Origin of the sequence: Streptomyces sp. NPDC004667, assembly GCF_040609475.1 — a bacterium.
In the GTDB taxonomy this organism is placed as follows: Bacteria; Actinomycetota; Actinomycetes; order Streptomycetales; family Streptomycetaceae; genus Streptomyces.
The window spans coordinates 22,137-42,346 of sequence record NZ_JBEXKC010000048.1 but is presented as its reverse complement, the minus strand read 5'-3'; the positions used below and the strand labels follow the sequence as shown (position 1 = coordinate 42,346).

General features: G+C 71.3%; 17 protein-coding genes. 7 read left to right on the top strand and 10 right to left on the bottom strand.

The window, feature by feature from the left end:
• Positions 1-40 precede the first annotated feature (40 nt).
• From ABZW32_RS24825 to ABZW32_RS24805, 5 genes are all read left to right on the top strand, one after another.
• Positions 41-1,618 carry a beta-N-acetylhexosaminidase gene (locus ABZW32_RS24825; RefSeq protein WP_356219427.1) on the top strand — a complete coding sequence of 526 codons (1,578 nt, stop codon included), beginning with the start codon at positions 41-43 and terminating at the stop codon, positions 1,616-1,618.
• Between the two features lie 82 nt (positions 1,619-1,700).
• Entirely contained in the window at positions 1,701-2,183 is a 483-nt protein-coding gene (locus ABZW32_RS24820) for an SseB family protein (protein WP_356219424.1), read from the top strand.
• Positions 2,180-2,812 carry a hypothetical protein gene (locus ABZW32_RS24815; RefSeq protein ID WP_356219421.1) on the top strand — a complete coding sequence of 211 codons (633 nt, stop codon included), beginning with the start codon at positions 2,180-2,182 and terminating at the stop codon, positions 2,810-2,812. Before ABZW32_RS24820 ends, ABZW32_RS24815 begins: the two co-directional genes overlap by 4 nt.
• On the top strand, positions 2,812-4,446 hold the full coding sequence (locus ABZW32_RS24810; protein WP_356219419.1) for a putative T7SS-secreted protein: 1,635 nt from the start codon (positions 2,812-2,814) through the stop codon (positions 4,444-4,446). Before ABZW32_RS24815 ends, ABZW32_RS24810 begins: the two co-directional genes overlap by 1 nt.
• 18 nt (positions 4,447-4,464) lie before the next feature.
• Complete coding sequence (locus ABZW32_RS24805; protein WP_356219416.1) at positions 4,465-5,442, top strand: toxin glutamine deamidase domain-containing protein; 978 nt, start codon at positions 4,465-4,467, stop codon at positions 5,440-5,442.
• A gap of 54 nt (positions 5,443-5,496) precedes the next feature.
• On the opposite strand, the gene ABZW32_RS24800 is transcribed toward ABZW32_RS24805, so the two are convergent.
• The 10 genes from ABZW32_RS24800 to ABZW32_RS24755 all read right to left on the bottom strand — a co-directional run bounded on the left by ABZW32_RS24800 (position 5,497) and on the right by ABZW32_RS24755 (position 18,666).
• Positions 5,497-7,278, bottom strand: coding sequence for an IucA/IucC family siderophore biosynthesis protein (locus tag ABZW32_RS24800; RefSeq protein WP_356219413.1), 1,782 nt, complete (start codon positions 7,276-7,278; stop codon positions 5,497-5,499).
• Positions 7,275-7,853 (bottom strand): GNAT family N-acetyltransferase, encoded by a 579-nt coding sequence (locus ABZW32_RS24795; protein WP_356219411.1) that lies wholly within the window; start codon positions 7,851-7,853, stop codon positions 7,275-7,277. The genes ABZW32_RS24800 and ABZW32_RS24795 overlap by 4 nt, the downstream gene beginning before the upstream one ends.
• Positions 7,850-9,151 carry a SidA/IucD/PvdA family monooxygenase gene (locus ABZW32_RS24790; protein WP_356219409.1) on the bottom strand — a complete coding sequence of 434 codons (1,302 nt, stop codon included), beginning with the start codon at positions 9,149-9,151 and terminating at the stop codon, positions 7,850-7,852. The genes ABZW32_RS24795 and ABZW32_RS24790 overlap by 4 nt, the downstream gene beginning before the upstream one ends.
• Positions 9,135-10,628: an aspartate aminotransferase family protein gene (locus ABZW32_RS24785; protein ID WP_356219406.1), complete on the bottom strand. Its 1,494-nt coding sequence runs from the start codon at positions 10,626-10,628 to the stop codon at positions 9,135-9,137. The genes ABZW32_RS24790 and ABZW32_RS24785 overlap by 17 nt, the downstream gene beginning before the upstream one ends.
• Positions 10,629-10,768: 140 nt before the next feature.
• Positions 10,769-11,659 carry a siderophore-interacting protein gene (locus ABZW32_RS24780; RefSeq protein WP_356219404.1) on the bottom strand — a complete coding sequence of 297 codons (891 nt, stop codon included), beginning with the start codon at positions 11,657-11,659 and terminating at the stop codon, positions 10,769-10,771.
• A gap of 41 nt (positions 11,660-11,700) precedes the next feature.
• A complete protein-coding gene (locus ABZW32_RS24775) occupies positions 11,701-12,753 on the bottom strand; it encodes an ABC transporter substrate-binding protein (RefSeq protein WP_356219401.1) in 1,053 nt (350 codons plus the stop codon).
• Between the two features lie 147 nt (positions 12,754-12,900).
• Positions 12,901-14,061 (bottom strand): acyl-CoA dehydrogenase family protein, encoded by a 1,161-nt coding sequence (locus ABZW32_RS24770; protein ID WP_356219398.1) that lies wholly within the window; start codon positions 14,059-14,061, stop codon positions 12,901-12,903.
• An 8-nt stretch (positions 14,062-14,069) separates the two neighbouring features.
• Positions 14,070-14,990, bottom strand: coding sequence for a hydroxymethylglutaryl-CoA lyase (locus ABZW32_RS24765; protein ID WP_356219466.1), 921 nt, complete (start codon positions 14,988-14,990; stop codon positions 14,070-14,072).
• 11 nt (positions 14,991-15,001) lie between these two features.
• Positions 15,002-17,023, bottom strand: a complete 2,022-nt coding sequence (locus tag ABZW32_RS24760) for a biotin carboxylase N-terminal domain-containing protein (RefSeq protein WP_356219395.1) — start codon at positions 17,021-17,023, stop codon at positions 15,002-15,004.
• 26 nt (positions 17,024-17,049) lie between these two features.
• Entirely contained in the window at positions 17,050-18,666 is a 1,617-nt protein-coding gene (locus tag ABZW32_RS24755; RefSeq protein WP_356219393.1) for a carboxyl transferase domain-containing protein, read from the bottom strand.
• Positions 18,667-18,765: 99 nt separating this feature from the next.
• Here ABZW32_RS24755 and ABZW32_RS24750 point away from each other — a divergent pair, with 99 nt between their 5' ends.
• Positions 18,766-19,344, top strand: a complete 579-nt coding sequence (locus ABZW32_RS24750) for a TetR/AcrR family transcriptional regulator (RefSeq protein ID WP_266839146.1) — start codon at positions 18,766-18,768, stop codon at positions 19,342-19,344.
• A 56-nt stretch (positions 19,345-19,400) separates the two neighbouring features.
• Positions 19,401-20,204, top strand: coding sequence for a phosphatase (locus ABZW32_RS24745; protein WP_356219390.1), 804 nt, complete (start codon positions 19,401-19,403; stop codon positions 20,202-20,204).
• The last annotated feature ends 6 nt before the right edge of the window (positions 20,205-20,210 follow it).

Genomic DNA, 20,210 nt, shown 5'->3' with positions numbered 1-20,210 from the left:
CCACCGGCATTCCAGGGCCGGTTGGCCTATACCTGGGCGCATGAGAGTCCTGCGACGCACGCTCGGCACCCTCCTCGCCCTCGGGGCGGTCGTCTCCTGCACCGCGGCCCACGGCGACGACGCCAAGGCCACCCGCCGCCCCGCCGCCCTCGCCCCCTACGAACGGCTCCTGCCCGCGCCCGCCTCCGCGCGGGCCGAAGGCGCCCCGTACGTCTTCGGGGCCGGCACGGTGATCCGTACGGGCGTGGGCGCGCCGGAGGAGGTCCGGCGGGTCGGCGAGCTCCTCGCGGAGCAGCTGCGCGGGCCCGGCGGGCTGCCGCTGCCGGTGGTCGACGGCGAGGACGGGGACGGGGTCCGGCTGCGGCTCGACCCCGGGGACGCGGAACTCGGCGCGGAGGGCTACCGGCTGCGCACCACCGCCGCCGGGATCACCCTGACCGCCCGCACCCCGGCCGGGCTCTTCCACGCGGGGCAGACGCTGCGCCAGCTGGTGCCGGTCCGGGGCGCGGGCGGCGTGCCCGGCGGGACGGTGGTGGACGTCCCGCGGTTCGCGTACCGGGGGGCGATGGTGGACGTGGCCCGCCACCACTTCCCGGTGGAGCAGGTGAAGCGGTACGTCGACCAGCTCGCCCAGTACAAGATCAACACCCTGCACCTGCACCTCACGGACGACCAGGGCTGGCGGCTCGCGATCGACTCCTGGCCCCGGCTCGCGGAGTACGGGGGCGCGAGCGAGGTCGGCGGAGGGCCCGGCGGCCACTGGACCAAGGAGGAGTACCGGGACCTGGTGGCGTACGCGGCCGAGCGGTACGTGGACGTGGTCCCGGAGATCGACATGCCCGGCCACGTGAACGCGGCGCTCGCCTCCTACCCGGAGCTGACCTGCGACGGGAAGGCCCCGGAGCGCTACACCGGGATCAAGGTCGGCTTCAGCTCGCTGTGCGTGGGCAAGGAGCGGACCTACGAGTTCATCGACCAGGTCCTCGGCGAGCTCGCGGAGCTGACCCCCGGCCGCTACCTGCACATCGGCGGCGACGAGGCCCACTCCACCCCGGCGGCGGACTACGCGGCCTTCATGGACCGGGCCCAGCAGGTGGTGGCGAAGCACGGCAAGACGGTGGTGGCCTGGCACCAGCTCGCGTCGGCCCGCCCGGCGCCGGGCGCGGTGCTCCAGTACTGGGGCCACGACAGGACGGCCGCCGCCGAGAAGGCGGCGGTCGTGGCGGCGGGGAAGTCCGGCCACCCGGTGATCCTCTCGCCGGCCGACCACGCCTACCTGGACATGAAGTACGACACGGCGACGAAGCCGGGCCTGGCCTGGGCGGGCTACGTCCCGGTGCAGCGCTCCTACTCCTGGAACCCGGGCTCCTACCTCCCGGGCCTCCCGGAGTCCGCCGTCCTCGGGGTCGAGGCCCCGCTGTGGACGGAGACCGTCGCGAACCGCTCCGACTGGGAACTGCTGGCCTTCCCCCGCGTCCTGGGCCTGGCGGAACTGGGCTGGTCCCCGGCGAGCGCCCTCGACTGGCCGGCGTACCGCGAACGCCTGGCGGCCCAGGCCCCCCGCCTGGACGCCCAGGAGATCGCCTACTACCGGGCTCCGGAGGTGCCCTGGGAGTAGCCGGGGCGGGTTCGTCGCCGTCCGTGCGACGATCTGATGGGCCGTGAGGCCCGTCGGCGGACGGCAAGAGGGGTAGCTCCGGGTGGGGTTCGACGAAGAGTGGGCGCAACTACGCGCCGCGGCGGCCGCACGAGCGGCATCACCGCCCGCGGAAGCGCCGAAGCCCGCCGGGGCGCCGGCGCCCGCCGGGGTCCGGACGGATCCGCGCGACGTGGCACACGAGGCGGCCGGGGCGCGGGCGGCGGAGTTCCGCGGCCGGGTGGTGCTGGTGCCGCTGGACGAGCGGGGCGGGCTGTGGACCGCCGAGCTGGGCGGTCTGGACTGGATCTGCGCGTTCTCGGACGAGGATGCCTTGGCCCGCTTCGCCGAGGCGCGCGGCGAGGCCGAGCGGGAGTGGCCGTACCGGCGGGTGGCCGGCGCCCGCCTGTTGGACGAGGTGGTCCCGGCACTGGACTTCCCGTGCGGGGCGGCGTTGGACGCGGCCGGGCCCGACGGCGCGGTGTTCCCGCCGGTGCGCGGGATCGTGCCGGATGCCGTGGCACTGGACGGGGAGGTGGCGGTGTGAGCGGGGACGGGGCCGATCTGGACGTGTCGAAGCAGGCACTGGGTCAGATAGCGCAGGGGATCACGCAGACGCTGGCGGAGCTGAAGGAACTGGGGATGGTCGGCTCGGCCAGCATGGGGCGGGGCTTCTCCGACCTGTCGCTGTCGGGCATGGAGACCGGGCACGACGGCCTGACCTCCTCCCTCGGGTCGTTCTGTCAGCGGTGGGAGTGGGGGGTGCGTTCCCTCGTCCAACAGGGCAACGACTTCGCCGCGAAGGTCGGCCTGTCGGCCGGCGCCCTGCACGAGCAGGACCAGTACCTCCAGGGGAGCTTCAAGGTGCTGGTGAACGCGGGGATGGGCAATCCGTACGCGTCCGAGGACGACATCACGGGGAAGGACTGGGGCGCGGTCCTGGCCGACAATCCGTACACGCAGGTCAGGGACGCGGACTACAGCGTGGAGTCCTCCGAGAAGGCGAACGAGAACATCAAGGAGACCTGGAAGGGCACGGTGCGGGACGTGAACAGCTCCCACATCTTCCTGCCCAACCAGATCATCGACGGCGCCGGTCTGCGCGACGAGATGGACAAGACCGTCGACGACATGCTCGGACCCGCGCCCGAACCCCGCGGTGGCGGTGAGCGCTGATGCCGGACTGGGGCGGGCTGGTCGACCGGGGCCTGGGCAAGCTGGAGGACGGCTGGGACTCCGCCAAGAAGGCGGTGGGCGAGGGCGTCGACAAGGCCGCCCACGGCGTCGGCGACGTCCTGGACCAGGTGGGCGCGCACGGCTGGGCGGACAAGGTCGACGACTGGGGCGACGACGTCGCCTCGGACCTGGGCGTCTCGGTGGGCGAGCAGCAGCTCGGCCAGTCGCAGCAGGCGAACGAGCTGGTCCACGGCAAGCCGTCGGCGATCCGGGAGTCGGCGAAGCACCTCACCGACTTCCAGGCCGCGTTCGACCGGGTCGGTCAGGGGATGAAGGCCCTGGACTCCAGCCACTGGAAGGGGGCCGCGGCCGACGCGTTCCGCGAAAAGTTCGCGATGCATCCCACGGACTGGCTCCACGCCTCCGACGCCTGCCAGGCGGCGGCGGGCGCCCTCACGCACTTCGCGGAGACGGTGGACTGGGCGCAGAAGCAGGCGCAGCAGGCCATCGACCTCTACCAGCGGGGAGTGAAGGCGTCGAAGGAGGCCGCCGATGCCTACAGGGCGAAGGCCGACGCCTACGAAGCCGCCGCCAAGGCCGGGCGTGACCCGGGTCCGTGCCCTTCGCCGGGCGCCGACCCGGGCGCCGAGGCCCGTGACAGTGCCCAGGAGATCCTTGCCGAGGCCCGCCGGCAGCGCGACGACGCCGCCGGCGCCGCGCAGCGGGCCATCGACGCGGCCACCGAGAAGGCCCCGGCCCTGCCGTCGGCCTCGGACCGGGCCTGGGGCAGCTTCCTCGACTACGAGGCCGGGCAGGTCGTCGAGCTGAACCACGTAGTGGGCGGCGCGGTCAAGGGCACCGCGGGCATGCTCGACTTCGCCCGGGGCCTCAATCCCTACGACCCGTACAACCTCACCCACCCCGCGGAGTACGCGCAGCACGTCAACATGACCCTGGCGGGCCTCGTCTCCACCGCCGCCCACCCCGAACGCGTCCCTGCCGGGCTGATCGACCCCTTCAAGGACGACCCCAGCGAAGGCCTCGGCCGCCTCCTCCCGGAACTCATCGGGACGAAGGGCATGGGCGGTGCCCGTACGGGGGTCCGCGTCGCGGAGACGGCGGCGGCGAAGCCGTCCGCCTGGTCCCACCTGGCGCAGCCGGCGAAGGGGGTGACGGAGCGGAACGCGATCCATGCCGACTCCGTCGCCATTGAAGACGCTCAGAGGTTCATCGACGAGGAGTACCCGTGGTTGAACGACATGAACAACACGCACCAGCCCGGCTATGAGTACAACTGCACGCACAACGTCGTAACTCTCGACCGGCGGTTGGACGGCATAGAGGTTTCGGCCGCGCCGAAGACCCAAGCGGGTGACATACCGTACAAGGAGCTCGGGGTGGAACCGAGCGCGAAGAAGGTCGTGGACAGCTATGACGACATCATCAAGGACCTTGAGATGCGGGGTGAGGGATCGCGCAGTGTGGTCGCCATCTCTCGTCATGGAGTTCCGGGCCATGTCTTCAACGCCGTGAATACCCCTCATGGGGTCGTGTTCTTGGACGGGCAAACCGGCACGCTCGCCAAGCTCGAAACGGTGAACATCAGAGAAATCGCCCATGTCCCCTACAAATAGCGCCGTCAGGGATCAGAAATGCTCACGTTGAACGAGGCCGTCGAGGCGGCCAGGCCCTATCTCGAGCAGGCGTTCGCACACGGCCCCTGGACGCTTGTCGTACAGCCGGAACTCAGCGAAGAGAACGAGCTGGCCTGGATCATCAGGATCGACTCCCAGGAGAGCATCGATGCCGGGGATCCGTGGGTGGGGCCCATGGAGAAGGCGGTACTCGTGCCGAAGGACGGGGCGGCCGTGCGCTTTCCCCCGACCCACCTGCCGCTCGACGAGTACTTCGCTTATGTGCGCCACGGCGGCTGGGACACGGCGGGCAGGGGCAAGACGAACAAGGCCGAGCCGTGGCAGAAGGCATTGCAGTGGCTTCTCGACACGTACCACGGGCTCGTCGAGCTGGTGGGCATCGAGCCGATCGCCGAGGACGCGGGGACGTGGCTGTTCGCCTGCCGGACCACTGAGCAGCCGGGGTATCCGCGGACGCCGATGCTGGCCGCCTCCCTGGTCGTGCCCAAGCGGCCGGGGACGCCCTTCCACCCCGCCTCCAACGATCCGTGGGGCGACGTGGCCGCGTACACGCAGGCCCCCGAGAGGCGGGACCCCGAGGTCCAGGCGCGGCGGTTGAACTCGCGCGGGTGTGTCGTGACCGTGGCCGCCGCCATCGCCGGGGCGCCGTCGACGCCGTTGCCGTGGCAGCCCGCGCACGAGGCGCCGGGGTGGTGGGAGCTGCTGCTCAAGCGGTACTTCCCGACCTCCGAGCAGATCCGCTGCGGGAGCTGGGACGAGGTGATCCGGCGGGCCGAGGAGACCGGGCCTGACACCCAGGGCGTCGTGTGGGTGCGGCGGGTGATCGGCGGCACCGAGGTCAGCGGGCACCTGCTGTACGCGCACAACCACAACGGCAGCGTCGTGTTCCTGGACGGCATGACCGGTGGCCTGGCGCGGCTGGACACCGTCGGCGTGCTGGAGCTGGTGTTCGCGCGGCTGGCTGCCGCCCGGTAGCAGGCCCGGCACTCCCCGAAGGGACCGTGTTCGGGGAGTGCCGGCCCGGGGCCGTCAGCGCCGGGTGAAGGGCGCGACGGGGTTCTTGAGGGTGCCGATCAGCTGGAGGGCCGCCGACGGGTCGGCGAGGTCGACCATCTGCTTGTTGTTGCGCAGCTGCAGGCGGTTGAGGCAGGACAGCTGGAACTCCGGCGCGAAGAGGTCGTAGCGCTCGAAGCGGTCAGCGAGGGCCGGGACCGAGTCCTGGTAGGCGTGGGCGCAGTCGGCCACGGCCTTCCAGAAGGTGTCCTCCTCGCAGATGCCCTCGGTGGCGAGGATCGGGCCGAGGAAGCGGAAGAAGCAGTCGAAGACGTCCGTGAAGACCGACAGCAGCTTCATGTCCTCCGGGATGTCCGCCCGGACCCGCTCGACCGCGGGCGGCAGGACCGCGTCCGCGTCCATGACCACGATCTCCTCGGCGATGTCCTTGAAGATCGCTCGCTGGACGACGCCGTCCTTGATGACCAGGATGGTGTTCTCGCCGTGCGGCATGTACGCGAGGTCGTACTGGTAGAAGCAGTGCAGGAGCGGGACGAGGTAGGCCCGGAGGTAGGAGGCCAGCCACTCGGCCGGGGTGAGGCCCGACTCCTCGATCAGGGCGCCGACGAACGACTTGCCGTCCGCGTCCACGTGCAGGAGGGAGGCCATCGTCGCCAGCCGCTCGTCGCCCTCGACGAAGTTCACCGGGGACTCGCGCCACAGCGCGGCGAGCATCTTGCGGTACGGGGAGTAGCGGTCCGTCGCGCGCTCGTACTGGCGGTGGTGGTAGCCGATCGCGGCGCGCTCGCGGATGATCGAGAAGTCGACGGACCGCAGGACCTCGTCGTTCTCGATCAGCTGGTGCAGCCAGTCGTTGATGGCCGGGGTGGCCTCCATGTACGCCGCCGAAAGGCCGCGCATGAAGCCCATGTTGAGGACCGAGATGGCGGTCTTCACGTAGTGCTTCGTGGGGGTGGTGGTGTTGAAGAAGGTGCGGATCGACTGCTGCGCCAGGTAGGCGTCGGAGCCCTCGCCCAGCAGGACCAGGCGGCGGTTGGCGATCTCGGCGGCGAAGGTGACCGTGGTCTTGTTCCACCACTGCCAGGGGTGCACGGGCAGCAGGTGGTAGTCCGCGAGGTCCAGGCCGAGGGAGGCCATCTTCGCCGAGAAGAGCGTGAGGGCGTCCTCGCCGAGCTCCTCGCGGACGAAGGCGTCGTAGTCCAGGCCCGCGCCCGCCGTGAAGGTGGACACGTCCCTGCGGGCGGCGACCCACACCAGGTGGACCGGGCTCGCGGTCTCCGGGGCGTACGAGAGGTACTCGTGCACGCCGAAGCCGAGACGGCCGTTGTTGGCGACGAAGCAGGGGTGGCCCTCGGTCATGCCGGTCTCGATGTCCTGGAAGGAGGACTTCGCGAGGACGGCGGAGGAGACCTGCGGCTTCGTGTACTTGTAGCCCGAGCCCGCCAGGGTGGAGGAGATCTCCTCCAGGTAGACGGGGAGGACCTCCGCGCTCAGGCCCAGGGTCTCCCGGAGCTCGATGTGGAAGTCGAGGGCGTCCAGCTCGGCCGGCCCGCCGTCACGGTGGCGGGTGATGGACTCCTCGTCCACCGACCAGTGGTCCAGCGCGTGGAGGGTCGCGGCGAAGCGGTACTCGACGGTGGCGTCGTCGCTGAGGACCGAGTACAGGCCCGAGTCCAGGAGCTTCGGGGTCAGCAGGCGCTCGTGGGAGAACTCGGCGAGTGCCTTGCGGACCAGGGCGCGGTTCGCGCGGGCCCACAGCTCCGGGGAGAGGTGGGAGATGGCGTCGGACAGGCTCATATCGACTCCTGCTGGGTGGCCTCGAACTGCTCGCGGGTGCAGAAGCTGAGCAGGGCGGTCTTCTCCGGCTTGACGACCTCGCGCTCGGGGACGAAGCCGACGGCCTCGTTGAGGGCGTGGACGGCCTTGTTGCGGACGTCCGGCTCGACGACGACGCGGCGGTTCGCCGGGTCGGCGAAGAGCGAGGCCATCACCGTGGTGATCACGGCGCGGGTGAACCCGCTGACCGGGGTGTCGGTCGGGGCGACCAGGAAGTGCATGCCGACGTCGCCGGGCTCGGCGTCGTACAGGCCGACCAGCTCCAGGTGCGCCGGGTCGTAGCTCTCCATGAGGAAGGCGGGCCGGCCCTCGTGCAGGCCGATGAAGGCCTGGTGGTGCTCGTGCGTGGTGATGCGCACGTACTCGCGCTCCACCTCGGTGAGGGTGGCGTCCTGCATCATCCAGAACGCGGCCTTCGGGTCGGTGACCCAGCCGTGCAGCAGCTCCGCGTCGGCGAACGGGTCCAGGGGACGGATCGCGAAGGTCCCGAGGACGGCGTCGGTGCGGGTGAAGAGGATCTCGGTGGTGGTGCTCATGCGTGCGTGCCTTCCGGGGCCGCGAACTGCTGGAACGCGATGGACTTCTCGACCTTGTAGTACTCGCGGCCGAGCAGCTCACCGACGATGTACGCGTTGCGGTACGCGGCCATGCCCAGGTCGGGCGAGGTGATGGAGTGGTTGTGGGTCGTGCCGTTCTGGAGGTAGACGCCCCGGCCGGTCGTGTCCACGCTGTAGTTGCGGCCCGCGTCGAGGCGGCCGTGGCCGTCGAAGTTCAGCCGGTCGCGGACCGGGTCCAGGAACCGGGGTACGACGTACTTGTAGCCGGTGGCGAGCACCAGGCCCTCGGTGGAGAGGGAGAAGTCCCGCTCCTGTTCCTCCTGGCGCAGCCCCAGGGTGTAGGTGCCCGTGGTGGTGTCGTACGCCGTGCTGTTCAGGGAGGTGTTGGTCAGCAGGGTGGTCGGGACGGGGCCCGGCATGCTGATCTTCTTCTGGTAGAGCAGGTCGAAGATCTCGTTGATCAGGTCGCCGTCGATGCCCTTGAAGAGGTTCTTCTGCTGGGTCTCCAGGCGGTAGCGGGTGTCCTCCGGGAGGGCGTGGAAGTAGTCCACGTACTCCGGGGAGGTCATCTCCAGCGTCAGCTTGGTGTATTCGAGGGGGAAGAAGCGCGGGGAGCGGGTGACCCAGTTCAGCTGGTAGCCGTACGCGTCGATCTCGGCCAGGAGGTCGTAGTAGATCTCGGCCGCGCTCTGGCCGGAGCCGATCAGGGTGATCGACTTCTTCTTCTGCAGCTCCGCCTTGTTCTGCATGTAGGCCGAGTTGTGCAGGAAGTCGCCGCCGAGGTCCCCGCAGGCCTGCGGGACGTGGGGCGAGGTGCCGGTGCCCAGGACCAGGCGGCGGGCGAGGTGGGTCTCGCCCTTGTCCGTGTGGACCTCGTAGAGACCGGCGGCCTCGTCGTAGGTGACCTCGGTGACCGAGGTGGAGTACAGGACGTTGTCGAGCCGGTCGGCGGCCCAGCGGCAGTAGTCGTTGTACTCGGCGCGCAGCGGGTAGAAGTTCTCCCGGATGTAGAAGGAGTACAGCCGGTCCTTGTCCTTCAGGTAGTTCAGGAAGGAGAAGGGCGAGGTCGGGTCGGCGAGGGTGACCAGGTCCGACATGAACGGCGTCTGCAGGTGCGCACCGTCGAGGAACATGCCGGCGTGCCACTCGAAGTGCGGCTTCGACTCGATGAAGAGGCCGTCGAGCTCGTCGATCGGCGCGGTCAGGCAGGCGAGTCCCAGGTTGAAGGGACCGAGGCCGATGCCGATGAAGTCGCGGGGCTTAACGGTGGACGGCAAGGGATTCTCCCAGGAACTGCTCGGCGTGTGCGGCGAGGAGGTCGAGGACGGCCGCGATGTCGGACGTCGTGGTCTGCGGGTTGAGGAGGGTGAACTTCAGGTACTGGCGGCCGTCCACCTTGGTGCCGGCCACGACGGCCTCACCGGAGGCGAACAGGGCCTTGCGGGCGTGCAGCTGGGCCTCGTCGAGGAGGTCCGCGCGGTACTCGCCGTCGGTGGGGACGTAGCGGAAGACCAGGGTGGAGATCTGCGGGCGGACGACGACCTCGAAGCGCGGGTCGGCCTCGATGACCTCGTAGCCGGCCGCGGCCAGGTCGATGACCTCGTCGAAGAGCGAGCCGAGGCCGTCGGCGCCCATGACGCGCAGGGTCATCCAGAGCTTGAGGGCGTCGAAACGGCGCGTGGTCTGGATCGACTTGTCCACCTGGTTCGGGATCCGCTCCTCGGCCATCCGGCGCGGGTTGAGGTAGTCCGCGTGGTACGTGGCGTGCTTGAGGGTGTCGCGGTCGCGGACCAGCATCGCGCTGGAACTCACCGGCTGGAAGAAGGACTTGTGGTAGTCCACCGTGACCGAGTCGGCGCGCTCGATGCCGTCGAGGAGGTGCCGGCGGGTGGGGGAGACCAGCAGTCCGCAGCCGTAGGCGGCGTCCACGTGCATCCACGCGGAGTGCTCGGAGGCCAGGCGGGCGATCTCGGGGAGCGGGTCGATGGACCCGAAGTCGGTGGTGCCGGCGGTGGCGACGACGGCCATCGGGAAGAGGCCCTCGGAGGCGAGGTTCTCCAGCTCCAGGGCGAGCACCGAGGTGTCCATGCGGCGGTTGCGGTCGACCGGGACGGAGATGACCGCCTCGTAGCCGAGGCCGAGCATGGCGGCCGACTTCTGGACGCTGAAGTGACTGGCCTCGGAGGTGAAGATGCGCAGCTTCGGCAGCAGTTCGGCCTTGGTGAGCTCGACGCCCTCGTCCAGGGCGCGCTTCATGACGATGCGGCAGGCCTCGTCGCGGGCCAGGAGCAGCGCGTGGAAGTTCGACTGGCTGCCACCGGAGGTGAAGATGCCGTCGGCGCCCTCGCCCAGGCCGATGCGGCGGGCGGTCCAGTCGATCAGGCGGCGCTCGATGAGCGTGCCGCCGATGGACTGGTCCCAGGTGTCGAGCGAGGAGTTGACGGCCGAGAGGACCGCTTCGCCGACCACCGCGGGGATGACCACCGGGCAGTTGAGGTGGCCCAGGTAGCGGGGGTGGTGGAAGTAGACCGCGTCGCGGAGGTAGACGCCTTCGAGCTCGTCGAGTGCGGCCGCGGTGTCGGCCAGCGGGGTGTCGAGGTCGATCGAGGCGATGACCGGGGCGAGCTCGTCGACGGATATGCCGGTGTGGGGTTGTTCCGTGGTCGCGAGTTTGGCGGCGACGCGGTCGACGCCCTCGGTGACGGAGCGCCGGTAGAGGTCCGCGGTCGTCTCGTTCAGCAGATGCGAGCGCATCAACTTTCCTCCGGGCAGGGGGAGAAGCGGGTGGGGTGTAATGATTAGGTTAGCCTAACCTAATCATTCGGCCAAATGGAGAAGGGCCCCGGCGACTGCCGGGGCCCTTCTCCCAAATGCCGGTTGTGGCGCGCGTGTTGCTACAGCTCGGACGCGGGGTCCTCGCTGGCGGCCTTGCCCGCGTACGCCTCGGCGAGCAGCTGCTCCTCGCTCGCGCCGAGGCGCCAGTAGCCGGTGAACCGCACCGCGCGCCGGTCGACGGAACGTTCCTGCACCAGGTGGCGGCGTACCGCGCGGATGGTGCCGGCCTCGCCCGCGATCCAGGCGTACGGGGCCTCGGCGGCGGGCAGCGTGCTCGCCCGCACTCGCTCCACGACCTCTTCGGTCCGTTCCCGCCCGGCGCCCTTCTCGCGCACGATCCAGGTGACGTCCGCGTCCGCCCGGGTCGCCAGGGCGATCCGGTCGTCCTCGTGCGGGACCTCGAACCAGGCCTTCACCGCGGTTCCGGCGGGGAGCCGGTCCAGGATCGCCGCGGCGGCCGGCAGGGCCGTCTCGTCCGCGTACATCAGCACCGCGTCGGTGCCCGCGGGTGGCTGGAAGCGTACGGACTTGTTCTCCGCGACGGCCGGGCCGATCGCCATGATCCGGCGGCCGGTCACCGCCCCGCCCGCCCAGCGGGAGGCCGGGGAGGAGTCCCCGTGCAGGACGAAGTCGATGTCGACCTCGTCCGCGCCGTCGGGCGTGCGCCGCTGCTCGCGCACGGTGTACGAGCGCATCACGGGCCGCTCCTCCTCCGGCATCCCCCGCCACTCGGCGAACCAGGTGTCCTCGGCGGTGGAGGGGAGTTCGGTGTGCTCCCGGTGCCCGGGCGGCAGGAAGAGCGAGAGGCTCTGGTCGAAGCCCCCCGACCGGAAGCCGGCGAGGGACTCCCCGCCGAAGGTGACGCGCAGGAACGAGTGGCCGAGGCGCCGCGTGCGCAGGACTTCGAGCGTGAAGAAGCCGAAGTGCGCGGCGGATTCGGTGGCGGTCATGCGGAGGATCCCCCCTGGGATTTTCGCCGGAGCGGCGGTGGTCAGCTGACCTTCTTGGCGTTCTGGACGGTCTTCGCGAGGTCTTCCAGGAGCTGCGCGCACTTCTCGTACGAGTAGATCGGCTCCGTCACGCGCGGGGCGACCTGGCCGGCCTTGACGGCGGGCAGCGCGGCCCAGGTGGGCTTCTCCTTCGTCAGCTGCTCGTTCTGCAGGGTGCCGGTGCGGTTGTCGAGCAGGATGACGTCGGCCTTGTACTTGGCGGCGTTCTCCCAGCTGAGGCTCTCGAAGAAGACGCTGCCCTGGTCGAGGTTGTCCGGGGTCACGAACTCCACGCCGAGGGACTCGAAGTACTTCAGGTCGGCCGAGGTCTTCGGGGTGGAGACGTAGAGGTGGTCCGGGTCGCCCGAGCCGACGAGCACCTTGATGCCCGGGTTGGCCTTGGTGGCCTCGCGGACCTTGGCGGCGGCGGCCTCGAAGCGGGCCTTGGCGTCGACGGTCTTCTGGTTCTTCGGGTCGGCGCCGAGGGACTGGGCGAGCTCCGCCGTGCGGGCGAGGGCCTTGTCCATCGAGGCGTCGCTGCCGGTGGCGATCGCGGCGGCCGGGGCCAGCTTCAGGATCTTGTCCTTGGAGGCCGCGGGGACGTACCAGTACGAGCCGTCCCAGGTGTTGGTCAGCAGCACGTCGGGCCGCAGGGCCGCGTACTTCTCGACGTTGAACTCGTCGTAGACGTTGCCCAGGATCTCGACCTTGGAGATGTCCATGGAGCCGGCCTGCGGGTCGGGCTTGCCGTCGGCGAGCTTGGTCGGGCCGAACACGCCCTTGACCTGGACGCCGTAGTCGTAGAGGGCGGCGGCCGTGCCGGTGAAGGCGACGATGTTCTTCGGCGTGGACTTGGTGCTGACGTCCTTGCCGAGGTCGTCCTTGAACGTCCAGGGGCCGGAAGCGGCCGCGGAGGCCCCGCCCTTGTCGCCCGCGCCGTCCTTCGCCGTGCCGGTGTTGCCGCCGCAGGCGCTGAGCGCCGCGACGAGGCCGAGGGCGCCGCCCGCGGCGACGAGTCCGCGACGGGAGAGGAAGGAGGTTCCGGGCTTGGGCATGTCGATGTCCGCTTTCGTACGCGCAGGGGCGGCCACCGGGGGTGTGACCGTTCGGGGGAAGGTTAGCCTAACCTTGGCCGAAAACAGTAAGGGGACCCTAATTTTCTTGGGTCCCCTTGCCGTTCCCCGCGCGTCGCGGGAGGTCCGTCAGCCGGCGAAGCCCAGCTCGCGGGCGATGAGCATGCGCTGCACCTCGCTCGTGCCCTCACCGATTTCCAGGATCTTGGAGTCCCGCCACATGCGGGCCACGGGGTACTCGTTCATGAAGCCGTAGCCGCCGTGGATCTGCGTGGCGTCACGGGCGTTGTCCACGGCCACGGTCGAGGAGTACAGCTTCGCGATCGCCGCCTCCTTCTTGAACGGCTCCCCGGCCACCAGGCGGGAGGCCGCGTCGCGCCAGCCGATGCGGGCCATGTGCGCGCGCATCTCCATGTCCGCCAGCTTGAACTGGATGGCCTGGTTGTCGCCGATCGCCTTGCCGAAGGCGTGTCGTTCCTTCGCGTACTTGACCGACTCGTCCACGCAGCCCTGCGCGAGGCCCGTGGCGAGCGCCGAGATGGCGATGCGGCCCTCGTCCAGGATCCGCAGGAACTGGGCGTAGCCGCGGCCCTCGTCGCCGACCAGGTTGGCCAGCGGGACGCGGACGCCGTCGAAGGACAGCTCGCGGGTGTCCGAGGAGTTCCAGCCGACCTTGGAGTAGGGCGCGGCGACCGTGAACCCGGGGGTGCCCGACGGGACGATGATCGAGGAGATCTCCGGACGGCCGTCGGCCTTGCGCCCGGTCACGGCGGTGACGGTGACCAGACCGGTGATGTCCGTACCGGAGTTGGTGATGAAGCACTTCGAGCCGTTGATGACCCACTCGTCGCCGTCCTTGACGGCGGTGGTGCGGGTGCCGCCGGCGTCGCTGCCCGCGCCGGGCTCGGTCAGGCCGAACGCGCCCAGGACCTCCCCGGAGCACATCTTGGGCAGCCACTGCCGCTTCTGCTCCTCGGAGCCGAAGAGGTAGAGCGGCATGGCGCCCAGCGAGACGCCCGCCTCCAGGGTGATGGCGACCGAGGAGTCGACGCGGGCCAGCTCCTCCAGGGCGATGCCGAGGGCGAGGTAGTCGCCGCCCATGCCGCCGTACTCCTCCGGGAAGGGCAGGCCGAACAGGCCCATGCGGCCCATCTCGCGGACGATCTCGTACGGGAACTCGTGGCGCTCGTACAGGTCGCCGATCTTCGGGGCGATGACGTCGTGGGCGAACGCCTCGACGGTGCGGCGGAGTTCCTCGTGCTCGGGGGTGAGCCGGTGGTCGAGGGCCATGATCTTCGTTACTCCTTGTGGGAGAGGGCGCGGACGGTACGGGAGGGGCTGGGACGGCCCAGCTGTTCGGCCATCCACACGCTCGTGGCGGTGAGGGCGGCCAGGTCGACCCCGGTCTCGATGCCGAGGCCGTCGAGCATCCACACCAGGTCCTCGGTGGCGAGGTTGCCGGTGGCGCTCTTCGCGTACGGGCAGCCGCCGAGGCCGCCCGCGGAGGCGTCGACGGTGGTCACCCCGTGCTGGAGCGCGGCGAGGGTGTTGGACAGCGCCTGGCCGTAGGTGTCGTGGAAGTGCACGCCGATCCGGTCGGTGGGCACGCCCTCCTCGTTGAGCTCGCTGAGGAGGGTCTGGACGTGGCCCGGGGTGGCGACGCCGATGGTGTCGCCGAGGCTGAGCTCGTCGCAGCCGAGGTCGAGCAGGGCCTTGGCGACTCGGACCACCTGGTGGACCGGGACCGGGCCCTCCCAGGGGTCGCCGAAGCACATGGAGAGGTAGCCGCGCACGTGCGCCCCGCTCTCCTTGGCGCGGGCCACGACGGGCTCGAACATGGCGAGGGACCCGTCGACGGTCCGGTTCAGGTTGCGGGAGGCGAAGGTCTCGGTGGCCGAGCCGAACACGGCGATGCGGTCCGCGCCGAGCGCCAGCGCGCGGTCCAGGCCGCGCTCGTTGGGGACGAGGACCGGCAGGTGCACCCCGGCCAGGTCCCGCAGCTGCGGGAACAGCTCCTCGGCGTCCGCCAGCTGGGGCACCCACTTGGGGTGCACGAAGCTGGTCGCCTCGACGGTCGTCAGACCGGCGGCGGCGAGGCGGTGGACGAACTCGGCCTTGACGGCGGTGGGTACGGCCGTCTTCTCGTTCTGGAGGCCGTCGCGGGCGCCGACCTCGTGGATGCGGACCCGGGCCGGCAGCCCGGGGGCCGGGACGGTCATGGGCAGTCCGTTCACCGGTCGCCCTCCTCTTCCTCGTCCGGGGTGACGACGGCCAGGACCTGGTCCATGGCGACGGTGGTGCCCGGGGTGACGTCGAGTTCGGTGACGGTGCCGGCGTGCGGCGCGGAGATGACGTGCTCCATCTTCATCGCCTCGACGACCAGCAGGCTCTGGCCCGCCGCCACCTTGTCCCCGACGGCCACCTTGACGACGGTGACGGTGCCGGGCATCGGCGCGGCGAGGGTGTCGGCGCCGGTCCGGCCGGCCCCGCCGAGCAGGGCGGCGACGGGGTCGTGCCGCTGCACGTGCCAGGCGTCGCCGTCGCGGCCGAGCCAGGTCCCCTCCGGGGAGGCGGCGTGGCTGAACCGGTGCGTGACGCCGTCCAGTTCGACGGTGACCAGGTCGCCGGTGCGGGCCACGATCCGGCCCGTGGCGCAGGCGCCGGGGCCGTCGCCGTCCGGGGCGAGCAGCAGCTCCGTACCGGTCCCGGACGGGCGGGTGCGGACCTCCACCGGGTCCCGGCCGGGGAGGCGGAAGTGGTGCACCGTCCAGGCCGGGGTCCCGCCCAGGCGCCAGCCGTCGGCGGCGTCGAACGGGTCGGCCCAGCCCCGCGGCCGGGCGGGCCGGGCCGCCGCCAGCAGCGCGGCCGCCGCGTACACCTCGGCCGGGACCCCCTCCGGGAGCAGGGCCTGCAGGTCGCGTTCGACCAGACCCGTGTCCAGGTCCCCGCTGACCACGTCCGGGTGGGCCAGGAGCCTGCGCAGGAAGCCGGTGTTGGTCTGGACGCCCAGGATCACGGTGTCGGCCAGGGCCGCCCGCAGGGACCGCAGGGCCGAGGCCCGGTCGGGTCCGTACGCGATGACCTTCGACAGCATCGGGTCGTAGGTGGAGCCGGTGTCCACGCCGGCCGTCAGCCCGGAGTCGGTGCGCACCGCCCCGCCCTCCGGCTCCGACAGGGCCAGGACCGTACCGCCGGACGGCAGGAAGCCGCGGGCCGGGTCCTCGGCGCAGACGCGGGCCTCGATGGCGTGGCCGGTCAGCCGCACGTCCTGCTGCCCGAATCCCAGGGGAGCCCCCGCCGCCACCCGCAGCTGCTGTTCCACCAGGTCCAGGCCCGTGATCAGCTCGGTCACCGGGTGCTCGACCTGGAGGCGGGTGTTCATCTCCATGAAGTAGTACGAGGACGGGTCCCCGCCCGGCACGATGAACTCCACGGTGCCCGCGCCGACGTACCCGCAACTGCGGGCCGCCTCCACGGCCGCCGCGCCCATCGCCGCACGGACCTCCTCGTCGAGCAGGACCGAGGGGGCCTCCTCGATGACCTTCTGGTGGCGCCGCTGGAGGGAGCACTCGCGCTCCCCGAGGTGGACCACGTTGCCGTGCGCGTCCGCCAGCACCTGGATCTCGATGTGCCGGGGCCGGTCGACCCACCGCTCCACGAGCAGGGTGTCGTCGCCGAAGGAGGACTTCGCCTCGCGGCGGGCGGCGGCGATCTCCTCGGCCAGCACGGCCGCGTCGCGGACCAGCCGCATGCCCTTGCCGCCGCCGCCGGCGGAGGGCTTCAGCAGGACGGGCATGCCGATCTCCTCGGCCGCGGAGACCAGCTCGGCGTCGGTGAGACCGCTTCCGGAGGAGCCGGGGACCACGGGCACGCCCGCCGCCTTCACCGTCTCCTTGGCCCGGATCTTGTCGCCCATCAGGGAGATGGCGCTCGCGGGCGGGCCGATGAAGGCCAGCCCGGCGTCGGCGCAGGCCCGGGCGAAGCCGGCGTTCTCCGCGAGGAAGCCGTAGCCGGGGTGGACGGCCTCGGCGCCGGTGCGGCGGGCGGCGTCCAGGAGCCGCTCCACCGACAGGTAGCTCTCGGTGGCGGCCGCCGGGCCGATCCGGACGGCCGTGTCGGCCTCCCGTACGTGCCGGGCGTCCGCGTCGGCGTCGCTGAAGACGGCCACGGAGCGGATGCCGAGCTGCCGCAGCGTGCGGATGACCCGTACCGCGATCTCGCCCCGGTTCGCGACCAGAACAGTGCTGAACATCGAAGAGGTCCTCACGTCACATCACGTCACATACGGAAGATGCCGAAAGCGGGGTCGCCCAGCGGGGCGTTCGCGCACGCGGTCAGGGCCAGTCCCAGCACCTGCCGGGTCTCCATCGGGTCGATGACCCCGTCGTCCCAGAGCCGGGCGGTGGCGTAGTAGGCGTTGCCCTGTTCCTCGTACTGGGCGCGGACCGGGGCCTTGAAGGCCTCTTCGTCCTCGGCGGGCCACTCCTGGCCCGCGCCCTCGATCTGGTCGCGCTTGACCGTGGCCAGGACGGAGGCGGCCTGCTCCCCGCCCATCACGGAGATCTTGGCGTTGGGCCACATCCACAGGAAGCGGGGGCTGTAGGCCCGCCCGCACATCGAGTAGTTGCCCGCGCCGTAGCTGCCGCCGACGACCACCGTGAGCTTGGGGACCCGGGCGCAGGCCACGGCCGTGACCATCTTGGCGCCGTGCTTGGCGATGCCGCCCGCCTCGTAGTCCCGGCCGACCATGAAGCCGGAGATGTTCTGGAGGAAGAGGAGGGGGATGCCGCGCTGGTCGCACAGCTCGATGAAGTGGGCGCCCTTCTGCGCGGACTCGGAGAAGAGGATGCCGTTGTTGGCGATGATCCCGACCGGGTGGCCGTGGATCCGGGCGAAGCCGGTGACCAGGGTCTGGCCGAACTCGGACTTGAACTCCTGGAAGCGGGAGCCGTCGACGATCCGGGAGATGACCTCGCGGGCGTCGTAGGGGGTCCGGGAGTCGACGGGGACCGCGCCGTAGAGACCGGACGGGTCGACCTTGGGCTCCTCGGGCGCCTCGACCGACCAGGGCAGGGCCCCGCGGTCGGGCAGGGTCGCCACGATGTTCCGTACGATCCGCAGCGCGTGCGCGTCGTCCTCGGCGAGGTGGTCGGTCACTCCCGAGACGCGGGAGTGGACCTCGCCGCCGCCCAGCTCCTCGGCCGTGACCACCTCGCCGGTGGCGGCCTTCACCAGCGGCGGACCGCCGAGGAAGATGGTGCCCTGGCCGCGCACGATGACGGCCTCGTCGCTCATCGCGGGGACGTACGCGCCGCCCGCCGTGCAGGAGCCGAGGACGGCGGCGATCTGCGGGATGCCGGCCCCCGACATGCGGGCCTGGTTGTAGAAGATGCGGCCGAAGTGCTCGCGGTCGGGGAAGACCTCGTCCTGCATGGGCAGGAAGGCGCCGCCGGAGTCGACCAGGTAGAGGCAGGGGAGACGGTTCTCCAGGGCCACTTCCTGGGCCCGCAGGTGCTTCTTGACGGTCATCGGGTAGTACGTGCCGCCCTTGACGGTGGCGTCGTTGGCGACGATCACGCACTCGCGGCCGCTGACCCGGCCGATGCCCGCGATCACGCCCGCGGCCGGCGCCGCGCCCCCGTACATCCCCTCGGCGGCCAGCGGGGCCAGCTCCAGGAAGGGGGACCCGGGGTCCAGGAGGGCGTCCACGCGGTCGCGGGGAAGCAGCTTCCCGCGGGCGGTGTGGCGGGCGCGGGCCTTCTCCCCGCCGCCGAGCCGGGCCGCGTCGAGCCGGGAGCGCAGGCCCTCGGCGAGCTCGCGGTGGGCGGCCTCATTGGTCCGCCAGGCCTCGGACGCCGGGTCCGCGGCGCTCGTCAGCACTGGTGCCTGCTGCATCGGTCGAGCTCCCTTGCTCGGTGCACGCTTGTTAATGACCGTTAACGCGTATGCGCCCAGGTTAACGAGCGCTAACGGCCCTGTCTAGAATGGATTCCCATGAGCACCAGAGCCGCCGCCCCCACCCGTCGCGAGCAGATCCTCCGTGAGGCCGCTCGGCTCTTCGCGGAGCGCGGGTTCCACGGCGTGGGAGTGGACGAGATAGGGGCCGCGGTCGGCATCAGCGGCCCCGGTCTGTACCGCCACTTCGCCGGCAAGGACGCCATGCTGGCCGAGCTGCTGGTGGGCATCAGCGAGCGGCTGCTGACGGGCGGGCGGCGGCGGGTCGAGGAGGCCGGCGGGAACCCGCGCGAGGTGCTGACCTCCCTCGTCGAGGGCCACATCGACTTCGCGCTGGACGACCGGGCGCTGATCACCCTCCACGACCGGGAGCTGGACCGGCTGCGCGAGGCCGACCGCAAGCTGGTGCGCCAGCTCCAGCGCCAGTACGTGGAACTGTGGGTGGCCGTCGTACGGGAGCTGCACCCCCAGGTCGGCGAGACGGAGGTACGGGTCTGCGTGCACGCGGTCTTCGGGCTGCTGAACTCCACCCCGCATCTGGCGGTCCTCGGCCGGGACGCGACCGAGTCCCTGCTGCGCAGGCTCGCCGACGGCGCCTTCGGGGCGCTGTCGGGGTGAGGCGGGTGCTGCGGCTGCCGGGGCGGAACGGACGACTCCGGCCCAGCGGCGGCAGAATGGGCCGCATGCCGATAGAGACGCCCGTACCCAGCCGCGCCGAACTCGTCGAACACCTCGTCCGTACGCGGATCGCGGGGGAGGTGGCCACCCCGCGCGAGAACAACCTGAGCCACTACCGCAAGCTCGCCAACGGCGACCGCCACTACTGGCTGGGCCTGGAGCTCGGCGACCGCTGGACGGACGAGCAGGACGTCCTGGCCGTCATGGCGGAGCGGTGCGGGGTCGTCGACGACCCCGAGCACCGCTCCGGCCAGGACACCATCGACCCGGAGCTGACGGTCGCGGGCCTGGACCGGCTGGCCGCCCGGCTGCGCAAGGCCGCGTCCGACCGCCAGCGCGTGCTGCTGGCCACCGGGCACCCGGGCGGGCTGCTCGACGTCCACCGCGCCACCGCCGACGCCCTGCGCGCCGCGGGCTGCGAGATCGTCCGGATCCCGCAGGGGCTGACCGCCGACGAGGGGTCGGTGTGGCAGTTCGCGGACATCGCCGTGCTGGAGCGCGGGGCCACGCTGTGGCACACCCACTCCCCGGCGCCGATGGCCGCGATCCTGGACGGCCTCGCGGCGGAGGGCCGCCCGCAGCCGGACCTGGTCGTCGCCGACCACGGCTGGGCGGGCTGCGCCGCGCAGCGCGGGCTCGACGCCGTCGGGTACGCGGACTGCAACGACCCGGCGCTCTTCCTCGGCGAGGCCGAGGGCACCCTCCAGGTGGCGGTCCCGCTGGACGACCACGTCCGCGACCCCCGCTACTACGACCCGATGGTCGCCTACCTCCTCGCGACGGCCGGCCTCACCGCCTGACCCCGC

What these genes read in the sequence shown, in the direction of transcription:
- ABZW32_RS24825 (WP_356219427.1), top strand. Translation starts at nt 41, where the DNA reads ATGAGAGTCCTGCGACGCACGCTCGGCACCCTCCTCGCCCTCGGGGCG.
- ABZW32_RS24810 (WP_356219419.1), top strand. Translation starts at nt 2,812, where the DNA reads ATGCCGGACTGGGGCGGGCTGGTCGACCGGGGCCTGGGCAAGCTGGAG.
- ABZW32_RS24805 (WP_356219416.1), top strand. Translation starts at nt 4,465, where the DNA reads ATGCTCACGTTGAACGAGGCCGTCGAGGCGGCCAGGCCCTATCTCGAG.
- ABZW32_RS24800 (WP_356219413.1), bottom strand. Translation starts at nt 7,278, where the DNA reads ATGAGCCTGTCCGACGCCATCTCCCACCTCTCCCCGGAGCTGTGGGCC.
- ABZW32_RS24795 (WP_356219411.1), bottom strand. Translation starts at nt 7,853, where the DNA reads ATGAGCACCACCACCGAGATCCTCTTCACCCGCACCGACGCCGTCCTC.
- ABZW32_RS24785 (WP_356219406.1), bottom strand. Translation starts at nt 10,628, where the DNA reads ATGCGCTCGCATCTGCTGAACGAGACGACCGCGGACCTCTACCGGCGC.
- ABZW32_RS24780 (WP_356219404.1), bottom strand. Translation starts at nt 11,659, where the DNA reads ATGACCGCCACCGAATCCGCCGCGCACTTCGGCTTCTTCACGCTCGAA.
- ABZW32_RS24775 (WP_356219401.1), bottom strand. Translation starts at nt 12,753, where the DNA reads ATGCCCAAGCCCGGAACCTCCTTCCTCTCCCGTCGCGGACTCGTCGCC.
- ABZW32_RS24770 (WP_356219398.1), bottom strand. Translation starts at nt 14,061, where the DNA reads ATGGCCCTCGACCACCGGCTCACCCCCGAGCACGAGGAACTCCGCCGC.
- ABZW32_RS24765 (WP_356219466.1), bottom strand. Translation starts at nt 14,990, where the DNA reads ATGACCGTCCCGGCCCCCGGGCTGCCGGCCCGGGTCCGCATCCACGAG.
- ABZW32_RS24760 (WP_356219395.1), bottom strand. Translation starts at nt 17,023, where the DNA reads ATGTTCAGCACTGTTCTGGTCGCGAACCGGGGCGAGATCGCGGTACGG.
- ABZW32_RS24755 (WP_356219393.1), bottom strand. Translation starts at nt 18,666, where the DNA reads ATGCAGCAGGCACCAGTGCTGACGAGCGCCGCGGACCCGGCGTCCGAG.
- ABZW32_RS24750 (WP_266839146.1), top strand. Translation starts at nt 18,766, where the DNA reads ATGAGCACCAGAGCCGCCGCCCCCACCCGTCGCGAGCAGATCCTCCGT.
- ABZW32_RS24745 (WP_356219390.1), top strand. Translation starts at nt 19,401, where the DNA reads ATGGGCCGCATGCCGATAGAGACGCCCGTACCCAGCCGCGCCGAACTC.